This window comes from Avibacterium volantium (assembly GCF_049366555.1).
GTDB classification, from domain to species: Bacteria; Pseudomonadota; Gammaproteobacteria; order Enterobacterales; family Pasteurellaceae; genus Avibacterium; species Avibacterium volantium_A.
The window spans coordinates 1-14,797 of record NZ_JBMMGT010000031.1; the positions used below are offsets into that span (position 1 = coordinate 1).

12 protein-coding genes and 1 tRNA gene are annotated in these 14,797 nt (G+C 41.6%); 9 read left to right on the forward strand and 4 right to left on the reverse strand.

Features of this window, described 5'->3' with window-relative positions:
• Window positions 1–278 precede the first annotated feature (278 nt).
• Window positions 279–998 (forward strand): pirin family protein, encoded by a 720-nt coding sequence (locus tag ACLS0A_RS09520; RefSeq protein WP_416083303.1) that lies wholly within the window; start codon window positions 279–281, stop codon window positions 996–998.
• Between the two features lie 106 nt (window positions 999–1,104).
• Here ACLS0A_RS09520 and ypfJ read toward each other — a convergent pair whose 3' ends face one another.
• Window positions 1,105–1,935 (reverse strand): KPN_02809 family neutral zinc metallopeptidase, encoded by an 831-nt coding sequence (gene ypfJ, locus ACLS0A_RS09525; RefSeq protein WP_416083304.1) that lies wholly within the window; start codon window positions 1,933–1,935, stop codon window positions 1,105–1,107.
• 189 nt (window positions 1,936–2,124) lie between these two features.
• On the opposite strand from ypfJ, the gene lysM reads away from it, so the two are divergent.
• The 4 genes from lysM to clpX all read left to right on the forward strand — a co-directional run bounded on the left by lysM (window position 2,125) and on the right by clpX (window position 6,071).
• A complete protein-coding gene (lysM, locus tag ACLS0A_RS09530) occupies window positions 2,125–2,568 on the forward strand; it encodes a peptidoglycan-binding protein LysM (protein ID WP_103855692.1) in 444 nt (147 codons plus the stop codon).
• Window positions 2,569–2,762: 194 nt separating this feature from the next.
• The gene (gene tig, locus ACLS0A_RS09535; RefSeq protein WP_416083305.1) at window positions 2,763–4,061 is read left to right on the forward strand and encodes a trigger factor; all 1,299 of its coding nucleotides are present in this window, start codon (window positions 2,763–2,765) and stop codon (window positions 4,059–4,061) included.
• Window positions 4,062–4,244: 183 nt separating this feature from the next.
• The gene (gene clpP, locus ACLS0A_RS09540; protein ID WP_416083306.1) at window positions 4,245–4,835 is read left to right on the forward strand and encodes an ATP-dependent Clp endopeptidase proteolytic subunit ClpP; all 591 of its coding nucleotides are present in this window, start codon (window positions 4,245–4,247) and stop codon (window positions 4,833–4,835) included.
• A gap of 3 nt (window positions 4,836–4,838) precedes the next feature.
• Window positions 4,839–6,071 (forward strand): ATP-dependent protease ATP-binding subunit ClpX, encoded by a 1,233-nt coding sequence (gene clpX, locus ACLS0A_RS09545; protein ID WP_416083307.1) that lies wholly within the window; start codon window positions 4,839–4,841, stop codon window positions 6,069–6,071.
• Window positions 6,072–6,144: 73 nt separating this feature from the next.
• Here the strand turns inward: clpX and rluC are convergent, their stop codons facing one another.
• The gene (gene rluC / locus ACLS0A_RS09550) at window positions 6,145–7,122 is read right to left on the reverse strand and encodes a 23S rRNA pseudouridine(955/2504/2580) synthase RluC (RefSeq protein WP_416083308.1); all 978 of its coding nucleotides are present in this window, start codon (window positions 7,120–7,122) and stop codon (window positions 6,145–6,147) included.
• 439 nt (window positions 7,123–7,561) lie between these two features.
• On the opposite strand from rluC, the gene rne reads away from it, so the two are divergent.
• From rne to ACLS0A_RS09565, 3 genes are all read left to right on the forward strand, one after another.
• The gene (gene rne / locus ACLS0A_RS09555) at window positions 7,562–10,402 is read left to right on the forward strand and encodes a ribonuclease E (protein ID WP_416083309.1); all 2,841 of its coding nucleotides are present in this window, start codon (window positions 7,562–7,564) and stop codon (window positions 10,400–10,402) included.
• Window positions 10,403–10,567: 165 nt separating this feature from the next.
• Window positions 10,568–10,657 (forward strand) — tRNA-Ser (locus tag ACLS0A_RS09560).
• Window positions 10,658–10,955: 298 nt separating this feature from the next.
• The gene (locus ACLS0A_RS09565) at window positions 10,956–11,105 is read left to right on the forward strand and encodes a hypothetical protein (protein WP_416080197.1); all 150 of its coding nucleotides are present in this window, start codon (window positions 10,956–10,958) and stop codon (window positions 11,103–11,105) included.
• Window positions 11,106–11,194: 89 nt separating this feature from the next.
• On the opposite strand, the gene aspA is transcribed toward ACLS0A_RS09565, so the two are convergent.
• Complete coding sequence (gene aspA, locus ACLS0A_RS09570; RefSeq protein WP_416083310.1) at window positions 11,195–12,622, reverse strand: aspartate ammonia-lyase; 1,428 nt, start codon at window positions 12,620–12,622, stop codon at window positions 11,195–11,197.
• A gap of 158 nt (window positions 12,623–12,780) precedes the next feature.
• Window positions 12,781–13,572 (reverse strand): Cof-type HAD-IIB family hydrolase, encoded by a 792-nt coding sequence (locus ACLS0A_RS09575; RefSeq protein ID WP_416083311.1) that lies wholly within the window; start codon window positions 13,570–13,572, stop codon window positions 12,781–12,783.
• A 239-nt stretch (window positions 13,573–13,811) separates the two neighbouring features.
• On the opposite strand from ACLS0A_RS09575, the gene ACLS0A_RS09580 reads away from it, so the two are divergent.
• On the forward strand, window positions 13,812–14,786 hold the full coding sequence (locus tag ACLS0A_RS09580; protein WP_416083312.1) for a mannose/fructose/sorbose PTS transporter subunit IIB: 975 nt from the start codon (window positions 13,812–13,814) through the stop codon (window positions 14,784–14,786).
• The last annotated feature ends 11 nt before the right edge of the window (window positions 14,787–14,797 follow it).

Consider the following 14,797-nt stretch of genomic DNA (forward strand, 5'->3'; position numbering starts at 1 on the left):
AAGGATTTCTATTTAATGCCTTGTCATTACGGTAATAAAGGGGATATTTGCCATATTGTGGCAGGTATGGCAGAAAAATAGCTTCTTTCCTCAACAGAAAAGTGCGGTGGAAAATACCGCACTTTTTTTGCCATTTTATGTATAAAAGTTAATTGTTCTTTCTTATTATTTACCAATAGGAAAAAATGTATTCACGAAAGAGGGCTTTATCTCCCAATTCTACGGCGTAAAATATACCCTGTAAAACAAATTAATTAAACAGAATTAGGAGCGTAAATATGAATACAGTATTTCATTCAGCAGATAGCCGTGGCAATGCAAATCACGGTTGGTTAAAAAGTCGCCATACCTTTAGCTTTGCCAATTATTATGATCCAGCGCGTATCCATTTTGGTGCATTGCGTGTGATCAATGATGATTATGTGGAAGGTGGAATGGGCTTTGGCACACACCCACACGACAATATGGAAATTATTTCTATCCCATTAAGTGGTGATTTAGCGCACAAAGACAGTATGGGCAACGGCAGTGTGATTCACCAAGGTGATATTCAAGTGATGTCAGCTGGAACAGGCATTACACACAGCGAAATGAACCCAAATGCGGACATACCAGTGCAATTTTTACAAATTTGGGTGTTTCCAAATCAACGTAATGTAACACCACGTTATCAGCAAATTAGTATTGCTGAAGGGGAAAAACGCAATGATTTCCAACAAATTCTTTCACCGAATGCCGATGATGAAGGCGTGTGGATTCACCAAGATGCGTGGTTCTCTCTTGCGAAATTTGATAAAGGTACGAGCAAAACTTATAACCTTCATAAAGCAGGCAATGGCGTGTATGCTTTTGTATTAAAAGGCAACGCCACGATTGCAGGAAAACCGCTATCAAGCCGTGATGGTTTAGGTATTTGGGATACCGAAAGTTTTGATGTGGTGGCAGATTCCGACACAGAAATTCTGTTAATGGAAGTGCCAATGGAATTACCACAATAAGGGCTTAAAACATAAAATCGCTTATCTTTCGGGATAAGCGATTTGTTATAAAACAGAAGTGCGGTGGAAAATTTGGAAATTTTTCACCGCACTTTATTTTTCGCCGTTAGTTAAACGTGTTACATTGGCTTGGCTCACCAGTTTGCAAACCGCGTTTAAACCAAGTTAAACGCTGTGCAGACGTGCCGTGGGTAAAGCTGTCTGGTACGGCATAGCCTTGCGAGCGTTTTTGTAAGCGATCGTCCCCAACCGCTTCAGCAGCGCGGAAGGCTTTTTCTAAATCGCCTGTTTCAAATAAACCGGTTTTTGCTGCTTGATTAGCCCACACACCGGCAAAACAATCTGCCTGCAATTCTAATTTAACCGAAAGCTGATTGGCTTGCGCTTGGCTAAGACTTTGCTGCGCGCGATGGACTTTCGGCAAAATACCAAGCAAGTTTTGAATATGGTGTCCTACTTCGTGAGCGATCACATAGGCAAAAGCAGATTCCCCTTCTGCACCGAGTTGATGTTTCATATCACTATAAAAAGACAGATCCAGATAAACACGATGATCGTTGGGGCAGTAGAACGGCCCCATTGCAGATTGTCCTGTGCCACAGGCGGTGGAAGTTGCGCCATTGTACAGCACCATAATAGGCGGGGCATAACGCTGATTTTGTTGCGCGAAATAGTTTCCCCACACGGTTTCTGTATCCGCTAATACCACCCGAGAAAGGCTATTTAGCTCTTGTTCTTCTTGGCTACTTACCGTATGGTTAGCTTGGCTGCCAAAATCAGGTGTGCTGACAATCCCTGATAAATCAACGCCATAATAAGCACCAACCAATAAAATAATAAAGCCGAGCACGCCCGTTTTTTTACCGCCGCCGAAACCGCCTCTTGCACTTCTTCTGTCTTCCACATTGGAACTTTCTCTACGACCTTGCCAACGCATAATTTTTCCTCAGTTACTAAAATTGGCGGCTATTTTAGTATAAAAGAAAGAAAAGTGCGGTGCTTTTTTGCGGAGAATTTTCAATTAATGTAAAGATCAAGATTATTTACAGAAGGCATATAGACTTATGAAGATGAATTGGGTAGGCTTAGCAACCTAACTCAATGTTTTATAAATAAGGAGCTAAAAATGGGTTTATTTGATTTTGTTGGCGATATTGGTCGAAAACTTTTCTCTAAAAAAGAAGAAGCCTCGGAAGCCGTGGAAAAGCACATTGCGGAAGATAACCCAGGGGTGGAAAATCTTTCGGTTAAAGTGGAAGATGGCGTGGCTAAAATTGAAGGTAATGCCGCCTCTGCTGAAGCCTTAGAAAAAGCGATTTTAATGGCGGGTAACGTGGTAGGCATTAATTCAGTAAATGTCGATGGTGTAGCCATTGAAAACGGTGAAAGCTTAGCGACTGATGAAGAATTTTATGTGATCCAGAAAGGCGATACTCTTTGGAAAATCGCTGAAAAAACTTATGGCAATGGTGCAAAATACACCGCTATCGTTGAAGCCAATAAAGAAGTGATCAAAGATGCGGATAAGATCTTCCCGGGGCAGAAAATTCGTTTACCAAAATCACTTTAATTAATCGCATAGCAAAAGCCTTATTCTGTAAGGCTTTTCTTTTTTAGCGTAAAAAATAGCCAGTTGTGGTTTTTTATTTCTCAACATCTCGACTGGCGAGCGTTGTATCGCTATAATTTGGTGTCTTTTTAACTTTTTACTAACGTGTTCGGTGTTAGTGTTCGCCGAGTGCAAATTCATTTTGAGGTAACATAATGTCATTTAATATTGAAACAACTCAAGGTCTTGAGCGTCGTGTAACTATCACCGTTCCTGCTGAAACCGTAGATCAAGCGGTGCGTGAAGAATTAAAACGTGTCGCAAAAAATGCACGCGTAGATGGTTTCCGTAAAGGTAAAGTCCCACCACATATTATTGAAAAACGTTTTGGTGCATCTGTGCGTCAAGATGTGTTAGGTGATTTATTACAAAAACACTTCTTCAACGTACTTGTAGATAGCAAAGTGAATCTTGCTGGTCGTCCAAGTTTTAATGTTGAACAGTTTGAAGCTGGTAAAGATCTTGTTTTCACTGCAACTTTTGAAGTGTATCCAGAAGTAGAATTAAAAGGTTTAGATCAAATTAAAGTAGAAAAACCTGTTGTTGAAATCAGCGAAGCAGACATTGACAAAATGGTTGATGTGTTACGCAAACAACAAGCAACTTGGGAAGAAACCCAAGAGCCAGCAAAAGCCGATGATCGTGTAACTATTGATTTCGTTGGTACAGTTGATGGCGAAGAATTTGAAGGCGGCAAAGCAACAGACTTCGTATTAGCAATGGGCCAAAGCAGAATGATCCCAGGTTTTGAAGAAGGCATCATTGGCCACAAAGCTGGTGATCAATTTGATATTGATGTCACTTTCCCTGAAGAATATCACGCAGAAAACTTAAAAGGTAAAGCAGCGAAATTCGCGATTACCTTGAAAAAAGTAGAAGTGATGGTATTGCCAGAATTAACAGACGAATTCGTGGCGAAATTTGGGCCGAACACCAAAACTGTGGCAGATTTACGCGCAGAAATCGCGAAAAATATGCAACGTGAATTGAAAAACGCTTTAACTGCACGCGTTAAAAATCAAGTTATCGAAGGGTTAATTGAACAAAACCCAATTGATGTACCAGCTGCAGCCGTTGAACAAGAAATTGACGTGTTACGCCAACAAGCAGCACAACGTTTTGGTGGCAATGCACAACAAGCGGCACAATTACCACGCGAATTATTTGAAGAGCAAGCAAAACGCCGCGTTCAAGTTGGCTTATTGCTTTCTGAAGTGATCGCATCAAATGAATTAAAAGCGGACGAAGCACGCGCTGACGCAATGATTCAAGATATTGCTTCTGCTTACGAACAACCAGCAGAAGTGGTGGAATACTACAAAAACAACAAAGAATTAATGAACAATATTCGTAACGTTGTTTTAGAAGATCAAGCCATTGATGCCGTGTTAGCGAAAGCGCAGGTAACTGAAAAACCAGCATCATTTGATGAAGTAATGAATCCACAAGCATAATTTGCTGTAACTCATTGATTTCAAAGTGCGGTCGTTTTTTTCACAAAAATGACCGCACTTTTGTTATATAATTCACCCTTGAAGTGACTTGAACTTAACTCAGTGCAAAGCAATGGTTTAAATTCAATTTACTATAACTTTTTATAACCCCTTGATAGAAAAGGAAAACCAATGGAGAATACAATGGCTTTAATTCCTATGGTGGTTGAACAAACCGCGCGTGGCGAACGTTCTTACGATATTTATTCACGCTTATTAAAAGAACGTATTATTTTTCTAAGCGGTCAAGTTGAGGACAACATGGCGAATTTAATCGTGGCTCAACTGCTGTTTTTAGAATCAGAAAATCCAGATAAAGATATTAGCCTGTATATTAATTCACCTGGCGGTGTGGTAACGGCAGGAATGGCAATTTATGACACAATGCAATTCATCAAACCTGATGTGCGTACCCTATGTATTGGGCAAGCCTGCTCAATGGGTGCATTTTTGTTAGCGGGCGGCGCACCGGGTAAACGTGCAGCATTGCCAAATGCACGTGTGATGATTCACCAACCGTTAGGTGGCTATCGCGGACAAGCTTCGGATATTCAAATCCACGCACAAGAAATCTTAAAAATTAAATACACCTTAAATGAAAGATTAGCGTTCCACACAGGACAGCCTTTTGAAAAAGTGGAACAAGATACCGATCGTGATAATTTTATGACCGCCGAAGAAGCGAAATTATACGGTTTAATTGATGAAGTATTAGTGAAAAGAGAAACGGAATAAGTTATGACAACAGAACAACAGCTCCATTGCTCAATGTGCGGCAAGAAACGCAGTGAAGTGCAAAAATTGATCGCAGGTGAAGACGGCGCGATTTGTAACGAATGTATCGAGCTTTGCCATAATTTGCTGGTTGATGCCGAAAAGCAAGAGCAAGCGGAAGCAAATCAAACCACAGAATTACCAACCCCACACCAAATCCGCACTCATTTAGATGATTATGTCATCGGACAAGATTATGCCAAAAAAGTGCTAGCGGTAGCGGTATATAACCACTATAAACGCCAGCAGGTAGGGTATAAATCAGATGACGTGGAATTAGGTAAAAGTAACATTTTGCTCATTGGCCCAACAGGAAGCGGAAAAACCTTGCTCGCGGAAACCTTAGCCAGAACCTTAAATGTGCCTTTCGCAATGGCAGATGCCACCACGCTAACTGAAGCCGGTTATGTGGGGGAAGATGTGGAAAACGTGCTGCAAAAATTATTGCAAAATTGTGATTATGACATCGAAAAAGCAGAAAAAGGCATTATTTACATTGATGAGATTGATAAAATCACGCGTAAATCTGAAAACGCCTCAATCACCCGTGATGTATCAGGGGAAGGTGTACAACAAGCCTTGCTGAAATTAATTGAAGGCACAATTTCTTCCATTCCACCACAAGGCGGACGCAAACATCCACAGCAAGAAATGTTACGCCTTGATACGTCTAAGATCTTGTTTATTTGTGGTGGTGCATTTGCAGGCTTAGAAAAAATTGTAGAAAAACGTGTTCACGTTGGCAGTGGTATCGGTTTTGGCGCGGAAGTAAAAGGGCAGAACGATAAAGCCACACTGACCGAATTATTCACGCAAGTTGAGCCAGATGATTTAATGAAATTTGGCTTAATTCCAGAGTTTATCGGACGTTTGCCTGTGATCGCACCGCTTGCAGAATTAGATGAAGAAGCCCTGATTCAAATTCTTACCGAGCCGAAAAATGCTCTCACCAAGCAATACCAAGCTCTGTTTGGGTTTGAAGATGTTACTCTTGAATTTACGCGCGAAGCCTTAGTGGCAATGGCGAAGAAAGCGTTAGAACGTAAAACAGGCGCACGCGGCTTGCGTTCTATCGTAGAAGGATTGTTGCTTGACACAATGTATGACTTACCATCAATCGAAAATCTTGAAAAAGTGATTATTGATGAAAATACCGTTGTGGATAATGAACCACCGAAAATGATTTACAAATCTTAAGGGCAAAAGGTTTAAACGGGTCTAAAATAAAGTGCGGTGGAAATTTTTCAATTTTTCCACCGCACTTATTTTTTTAGCTAAATTTTTGTTGGCGTAAGCGTTTTAAAATCTCTTTGAGCTTACTTTCAAGTGGCGCAGTGAGCGTTAAGGTTTCCTGCGTTTTCGGGTGTTCAAGGCGAATGGCATAAGCGTGCAAAAACAACCGATCTAAACCTAATTCCGTCATTTGGCTATCAAACTGTTTATCGCCATATTTGCTGTCTAAGGCAATGGGGTGGCCGGCGTATTGTGTATGCACACGAATTTGGTGAGTTCGCCCAGTAACTGGAGAGGCTTTTACCAAGGTGGCATTGTTATAGCGCTCTTCGATGCTAAATAAGGTTTCTGACGGCTTGCCTTGCTCGCTCACGCGCACAATTCGTTCCCCACCTGCCAGTTCATTTTTAAGTAATGGCGCTTTAATCGCTTTACAATGGGATTGCCATTGCCCACGCACTAAGGCGAGATAATCTTTGCGTACGGTTTTATTACGCAGTTGCTCGTGCAAATGACGCAACGCCGAGCGTTTTTTCGCCACTAATAAAATGCCTGAAGTATCCCGATCCAAACGATGAACTAATTCTAAAAAACGTGCTTCAGGACGCAATGCCCTTAAGGCTTCAATCACGCCAAAATCTAATCCGCTGCCGCCGTGTACCGCAATACCAGAAGGCTTATTGAGTACCAATAAGGCATCATCTTCAAAAATGATTTGCTGTTCTAATTGGGCAACTTTGTTGAGCTTTTTCGATACTGGCGCTTGCGTTTTCTCACTCACGCGCACAGGTGGCACGCGCACAATATCACCACTTTGCAGTTTATATTCAGGCTTAATTCGCCCTTTATTGACCCGCACTTCGCCCTTGCGCAAAATACGATAGATTAAACTTTTCGGCACGCCTTTGAGCTTATTTAACAAATAGTTATCAATGCGTTGGCCTGCTTCATCTTCGCTAATCTGCAACATTTTTACGCTAGGATTTACAATTTTTTCATCAGTTTTGTTCGACATTGGTTTCATTTTATCCTTTGCAAAATTGTGCGGATTATAGCACAAATGCACGGATTTACCTTGCTAAAAAATCCCTATCGTTAGATAATAGAGCGAATTTTTGCCAGCTTACTGGGAAAAATGAAATAAACGCAAAGACAACGCCGCAAACGGCATAAGACGTTGTTTTATAAAATAAATTTGTCTAAATTAATTTTGTTACCGCGATAACAGAATAAAAAACGGACAATAAGTGTGATAAAAATCACCCACGCTTGCAAAATAATTATTTCAGTCATTTTGTTTGTATCGAAAATTGTTCTTCGATAACGCAATCAATGCACCCAGCAACTGACAGTCGAGAGAATGACATTTTGCGACAGACACGAGGTCGATTGCGAAGCCAAAGTGCGGTGGTTTTTTATGACAAATTTAAGATGAAAATATAAGAGAAAATCGAATGAAAAGAATGTTAATTAATGCAACCCAAAAAGAGGAGTTGCGGGTTGCTCTCGTTGATGGGCAACGATTATTTGACTTGGACATTGAAAGTCCAGGCCACGAACAAAAAAAGGCCAATATTTATAAAGGCCGCATCACCCGTGTTGAACCTAGCCTTGAAGCCGCATTTGTTGATTACGGTGCGGAACGCCATGGTTTCCTTCCTTTAAAAGAAATTGCTCGTGAATACTTCCCTGCGGATTATGTGTATCAAGGTCGCCCAAATATTCGTGATATTTTGCACGAAGGACAAGAAGTTATCGTTCAAGTAAATAAAGAAGAACGTGGCAACAAAGGGGCGGCGCTCACCACTTTCGTTTCTTTAGCAGGTAGCTATTTGGTGATTATGCCAAATAATCCAAGAGCTGGCGGAATTTCTCGCCGCATTGAAGGGGAAGAACGTTTAGAATTAAAAGAAGCCTTAAGCTCGCTTGATGTGCCAGAAGGTGTCGGCTTAATCGTACGTACCGCTGGCGTAGGCAAATCCCCAGAAGAATTACAATGGGATTTAAAAGTCCTGTTACACCATTGGGAAGCTATTAAACAAGCCTCTGAAAGCCGTCCTGCGCCGTTTTTGATTCATCAAGAAAGTGATGTCATTGTCCGCGCGATTCGTGATTACTTACGCCGTGATATTGGCGAAATTTTGATTGATAATCAGAAGGTTTATGAAAAAGCCAAAGCGCATATTAAATTAGTGCGCCCTGATTTCATTAATCGCGTTAAACTCTATCAAGGCGAAGTGCCATTATTCAGCCATTATCAAATTGAATCGCAAATTGAATCCGCCTTCCAACGTGAAGTGCGTTTACCGTCTGGCGGCTCAATTGTGATTGATGTGACTGAAGCGCTTACTGCCATTGATATTAACTCGGCACGCTCAACCCGTGGTGGCGACATTGAAGAAACCGCGCTCAACACGAACCTTGAAGCGGCTGATGAAATCGCGCGTCAGTTACGCTTGCGTGATTTAGGTGGCTTAATTGTTATCGACTTCATTGATATGACCCCAATTCGTCATCAACGTGAAGTGGAAAATCGTATGCGTGATGCGGTGCGTCAAGATCGTGCGCGTATTCAAATTAGCCGTATTTCTCGTTTTGGCTTATTAGAAATGAGCCGCCAGCGTTTAAGCCCGTCTTTAGGGGAGTCTTCCCATCACGTTTGTCCGCGTTGTCAAGGTACAGGGAAAATTCGTGATAACGAATCACTCTCGCTGTCCATCTTACGTTTATTGGAAGAAGAAGCGATCAAAGAAAACACCAAACAAGTTCACACCATTGTGCCGGTGCAAATTGCTTCTTACCTGCTTAATGAAAAACGTAAAGCCATTAGTAGCATTGAAAGACGCCATAACGTAGATATTGTGGTTGCTCCAAATGAAGCAATGGAAACACCACATTTCAGCGTATTCCGTGTGCGTGAGGGTGAAGACGTTCACGAGTTAAGTTATAACTTAGCTAAATTACATCAAGATCAAGATGATAATTTTGCCGCAGAAGAATCTTTGGTTACGCGCAATATTGAAACTGCGGCAGTCACCACCGAAAGCGTGCTAGAAAATGCAGCGGTATCTTTAGCGATTGAAACGCCAGCGCCAATGCCTGTGGCGAAGAAGGACAATAAGCCTTCATTAATTTCGCGTATTTTAGCGAAAATTAAATCGCTCTTTGTGGAAGAAAAAGAAACAAAGAAAACACCAAATCGTTCTAATAAAAACAACCGCCGTCGCAATCAAGAGCGTCGCAACACACGCCGTAATCGTAATGAAAATGGGCGTAATGTGGAAGATAAGCGTCAAGAGAAAGTGGTGGAACAAGAAACGCGTTCGTCCCGTAAGGCAAAAAAAGCGCAAGCTGATGAAAATCACCAAAATCATCTTGTTGAAACTAAGGTGATTGAAGAAGTGGTTGAGCAAGCGCAACCACGCCGCCAACGCCGTGATTTACGCAAAAAGGTACGTGTTGCCGAAGTGCAAGAACCTGTTGCACCAACAACAGAAACAGCAGAAGTGGTCGAAACGCGCCAAGTTGCAGCATTACCTGTTCAAAAAGACGCTGTTGAAGTCAATGCAGTAGAAAATGTGGTAACGCCAGCGCTTGAAATTGAGGAAAATACAGAGAGCGGTGAAAAACGTCGTGATAATCGTCGCCGTTTACCACGTCATTTACGCGTGAATAATCCTCGCCGTCGCCGTCAATCGCAAGGTGAAGAAAAATCACCAATGCCATTATTTGCCGCCGTGGCATCACCAGAATTAGCCAGTGGTAAAGTGTGGATTGATAGCAATGTATTTACCAATAATAAAGGCAATGCGTTTTTATCCGTAGATGAATTGCTTGAGCAACAAAATAACCAATCGGAAGCTGCAGTGGTAACACCGGCAACGAAATTGATTGTGCAAAACAGTGCTGATGAACCTAAACCATTAGCGGGATTTATTACTCAGCCTGCGAATGAATCGGTGGAGAAGAAAGTTCAGGCTTCTTTACAGCGTTTAAATTCAGTGAGTGCAGAGCCTGCGGCTAATGCAGTGGAAGATTTTTCTCAACCAGCAAAAATTGAGGAAAAAACCGACCGCACTTATGAATTTACAGGGCGTTTAGGTACGGTATCCGCCGTGGAGCATACCAAAGCGCAAATGACCTTGGCGAAAGCGATTGAAAGTGAAAATACGGCTTATCCAATCGTGCAATGGAAAGAGTCGCGCTATTATTTTTATGGGCGTGGTTCGGCTGGTCATCATAGTGCGATTAGCCACGTTTATTCCGAGCCAACCAAAGCGGTAGCTGAAGAATAATCGCTTTCCTGATCGAATTAAAACCGAGCATTAATATTCTTAATGCTCGGTTTTTTGTTTAAGCCCTAAGCAAGTTGCTGTAAAAAAAAGCAATCAAATTAATTTTTTATTTTCTTGCTTGACTTGGTATAGCAAAATTCGTATTATTCACCTCGCTTAAATCACGGAGGAATGGTCGAGTGGTTGAAGGCACCGGTCTTGAAAACCGGCGAGGGTTTACGCCCTCCGTGAGTTCGAATCTCACTTCCTCCGCCATAAAATTCTTGAGAAAGCCCTCTTTAATAAAGAGGGCTTTTTCTTTGCCTAAAATTTTATTTGTTATTTTCTGTTTAGGGTTATCACGAAATTCTTTTCATTTTGTCATCTCCCGTTTTTCCTGAATAAAAATCTTTAAACCACTTTAAAATACAGCGATGAAAGACATTGTGAAAATTGTTCCCACCTAATCGCAGTGTGGAATTCATTGCACTGTTTTAGGAAAATACCGGCATCGCTTGCGTGATCAAGCTTGCCTTGGGACGTTAATAATGGAACGAAAGAAAGGAAAAGCATTTTGTTTAAGCACAATATTCAAATCAAATTGGTTGGTAAGATTAGTAATAACACCGCAAATCAGGTGGCAAAACTGTTTGCCGTTGCGGCGTTGATTATCGCGCTCGCTGTGTTGTTGGGAATGGGGGCGACATTGTTCAGTTATTTTTAGTAAGTCAATTTTTTCATTCGGCAAAAAAATAAGTGCGGTGGAAAATTTGGAAATTTTTCACCGCACTTAATTATTTTTGTTAAGTGTGATTATTCTTCTTCAGTAAAGCGAGTGGCTTTGTAACGCGGATTCATCAGATTTTCTAAAGAGAGAATATCGTCAAGTTGCTCTTCTGTGAGTAAGCCACGTTCTAGCACCACTTCGCGCACACTTCTGCCTGTTTCTGCACAAATCTTACCAACAATATCACCATTGTGGTGGCCGATAAACGGATTGAGATAGGTAACAATGCCGATAGAATTTAGTACATAGTTACGGCACACATCTGCGTTCACGGTGATGCCATTCACGCATTTATCACGCAAGTTCACGCACGCATTGCTAAGAAGTGAAATGGATTCAAACATTGCTTGACCAATCACCGGTTCCATTACGTTAAGCTGTAATTGCCCAGCTTCTGCGGCGAAAGTCACGGTGGTGTCGTTACCGATCACTTTAAAGCACACTTGGTTCACCACTTCTGGCACAACAGGGTTTACTTTGGCAGGCATAATGGACGAACCTGCTTGTAATTCTGGCAAGTTGATTTCATTTAGCCCAGCTCTTGGGCCTGAAGATAAAAGACGTAAGTCATTACACACTTTGGATAATTTCACCGCGGTGCGTTTTAAGGCACTGTGAACCATCACATAAGCGCCGCAGTCGGAAGTGGCTTCGATTAGGTTTTCAGAAGGTACGCAAGGCAGTTGGCTTACTTCAGCAAGGTATTTCACCGCCAGTTCCGCATAGCCTTCAGGGGTGTTTAAGCCCGTACCAATAGCGGTCGCACCAAGATTGACTTCAAGCAATAATTTTGCTGTGCGTTTTAGGTTACGCACTTCTTCTTCCAATAACACGGAGAAAGCTTTAAATTCTTGCCCTACGGTCATTGGCACGGCATCTTGTAATTGGGTGCGGCCCATTTTTAGCACATCAGCAAACTCTTTGGCTTTGGCTTCAAAACCTTTTTGTAGATAACGGATATTTTTCAGCAAGTGCATAATGCTGTTATATACCGCAATGCGGAAGCCCGTTGGATAGGCATCATTGGTGGATTGGCTGGCATTAACGTGATCCATCGGATCGATAATGTCGTATTCGCCTTTTTTATGCCCGAGCAATTCCAATGCAAGGTTGGCAATCACTTCATTGGTGTTCATATTCACGGAAGTGCCTGCACCGCCTTGATAAACATCGGTTGGGAATTGATCCATACAGCGTCCATTTTCTAGCACTTCATCACAGGCTTTGACAATGGCATTGGCAATTTTTTTCGGAATTGCCCCTAGCTCACCATTGGCTAGCGCGGTGGCTTTTTTGACCATTACCATTCCACGCACAAATTCTGGTACGTCAGAAATGGTATCATCTGAAATGTTGAAATTTTCCATTGCACGCAATGTGTGAATGCCCCAATAGGCATCATTTGGCACTTCGCGTTCGCCTAATAAATCCACTTCAATACGAGTATTTTTCATAATAATTTCCTTATGCTCGGTTGTTCGTGAAATCATTATAGTCATTTCATTAGGCGAAAAAATTGAGCTAGATCACATTGCGAAAAAGGGATCTAAGATATTAATTTATCGCTAGAATTAGATTTTTTTGTGCTTCAAGGGGAAAGCATTTTATCGCCTTAATAGGAAAGCGAAAAAATGTTTCTTAAACTTAATGCAATGCCGTCTTCATCATTGCTCTCAGTGATTTGTTTGGCAATGCGTTTAATTTCCTCTGGAGAATTGCCCATTGCAATGCCTAAGCCCACATATTGCAACATATCGAGATCATTAAAATTATCGCCAAAAGCAATGATGTCTGCTTTATCTACGGTAGCTCGCTGTGCCATAAATTGAATGGCATTGGCTTTGGTCGCCGCTTTGTTCATTATTTCTAAATATTCTTGTTTGGAGCGGTGAATAGAAAGCTGTGGAAATTGTTGTTTGAGCAAAGGTTCAATCTGTTCAATCTGTGTCGCTTCGCCCATTAATAAAATTTTGTGAACATTGCTTAAATGTTGCGGTTTTTCTTTTGCTCTTAGCCCTGTGATGCCGCTTTCTTGCTTAATCCAATGGCTGTCTAAATCTGTGGTAAACCAATCAAGATGAGAATAATAGCTCACTGAAAGCGTAGGGTGCTGGGCTAAGATCTGTTCCAGTTGAGGCAAAAGCGTATTTTCTAAGGTAATGGAATAAAGTGCGGTGAGATTTTTGTCTAAAATTAATGCCCCGCTGTAGCAGACAATTTCATTTTCATTATGAAGTTGTTCCATATAAGGCAAAATGGCGTAAGGGGGGCGAGCGGAAACAGGAATAAAAGGAATGCCTTGCTGCATAATGCGTTGTATGGCTTGTGCCGTTGCAGGGCTAATTTGATGTTGGCCATTTAGCAAGGTGCCGTCCATATCTGAGAAAACCATTTTGTATGCCATTGTCTTTACTCCTTTTCGAGCCAAATTGCCTTTTCATTCTAAAAATCCCTCAGTAAAAAGTAAAGATTATGTAAATAGCCTCGTGCGCCTTCGTTTCTTTTTGTGATACAGATCATATTTTCAGCAAAAAGGCATTTAATCTGCCAAAAATTAGGATTACACTTTCTCAGTATTTGCAATCGGTTGCATTGCTTTACTTATTTTGCTGAAACGTTTTTTCAAACAAATTTGGAGGTTATATGACCCATATTATTGTTGCAACGCACGGTAAATTTTCAGAAGAACTGGTAAATTCAGCGGCAATGGTTTACGGCGAAGATGAAAATACCCACGTTGTAACCTTTTTACCGGGTGAGGGTGGTGAGCATTTAGTCGAGAAATATCAGGCGATTATTGCCCAATTACCAGAAAATGAACCCGTTTTATTTTTGGTGGATTTATTTGGTGGTAGCCCTTATAACGCGGCAAGCCGTGTTGCCACAATGCGTGGAGAAAATACGGATATTGTAACTGGTGTGAATTTGCCAATGCTACTTGAAGTGTTAGACGCGAAAGACGGCGCTTCTCTCGCAGAATTAGTGAGTACCGCAAAAGAAGTGGGTGTGGCGGCAGTGCGTTCATTCCAGCCTGAGAAAACAACAAAAAAACAGGCAGCGCCTGCTCAAGTTGCCACTTCAGAAACACAAAAAACTTCAGAAAAAAGCACCGCACTTACTGGCAATATGAATATTTCCTTATTACGTATTGATAGCCGTTTAATCCACGGTCAGGTTGCGACTTCTTGGGCAAAAGCGGTAAAGTGCGAGGCGATTTTTGCGGTGAGTGATGAAGTGTCTGAAGATCCAATCCGCCGTGATTTGCTCTTGCAAGTTGCGCCAGAACACTTGAAATCCTATGTGATTCCAGTAGAAAAAGCCATTAAGGTTTACCACAATCCGAAATATGCAGGGAAAAATATTCTGTGGCTGGTAACTAATCCTGCAGATATTGTTCGCCTAATTGAAGGGGGCGTAAAAGTGGATAAAGTAAATGTGGGCGGTATGACTTATAAAGAAGGCAATCAACAGCTTTCACAAGCGGTTACGGTTAATCAACAAGATGTGGAAGCCTTCCGCAAATTATTAGATTTAGGGGTTGATCTCAGCTTGCAACAAGTGGCAAGCAGCCCAAAAGAACCATTAACCAAACAAAAACTTGACGCATTAAAATTTTAATTAAGAGGACT